This is a genomic window from Sphingomonas sp. GW821-FHT04B01 (assembly GCF_059420425.1).
Genome location: NZ_JBWKTR010000042.1, coordinates 1 through 527, shown reverse-complemented (window position 1 = coordinate 527; position 527 = coordinate 1). Strand labels below are relative to the sequence as shown.

At 68.5% G+C, this 527-nt stretch carries 1 protein-coding gene; it reads right to left on the bottom strand.

Going from position 1 to position 527, the window contains the following annotated elements:
• The coding region (locus AC07UH_RS21520) for a chemotaxis protein CheA (RefSeq protein ID WP_495182218.1) at positions 1-527 on the bottom strand (527 nt) is incomplete at both ends.

Sequence of the window (527 nt, the reverse complement as noted above, 5' to 3'; positions counted from 1 at the left end):
AAGGTCTGGTCGCCGACGGTGACGATCATGCCGTCGAGCACCGCCAGCGTCAGCGGCAGCGACAGCGCGAAGCTGGACCCCGAGCCGAGATGCGAGGTGATGCCGATGCGGCCGCCGAGCGCCTGGACGTTCTTGCGCACCACATCCATGCCGACGCCGCGACCCGAAATGTTGGAGACGGTCGCCGCGGTCGAGAAGCCCGCGGCGAAGATCAGATTGTCGGTCTCCTCGTCGCTCAGCAGCGCGTCGGCGGCGATGATGCCGCGCTCGACCGCCTTGGCGCGGACGCGCTTGCGATCGATGCCGCGGCCGTCGTCGGCGACGGTGATGACGATCCGCCCGGAATGATGCGCCGCCGACAGCGTCACCACACCTTCTTCCGGCTTGCCCGCTGCGAGCCGCTCGGCCGGCGTTTCCAAACCGTGGTCGACCGCGTTGCGGATGAGATGCGTCAGCGGCTCGCCGATCCGTTCGACCACGGTCTTGTCGACCTCGGTCATCTCGCCGACGATATCGAGGCGGACGCG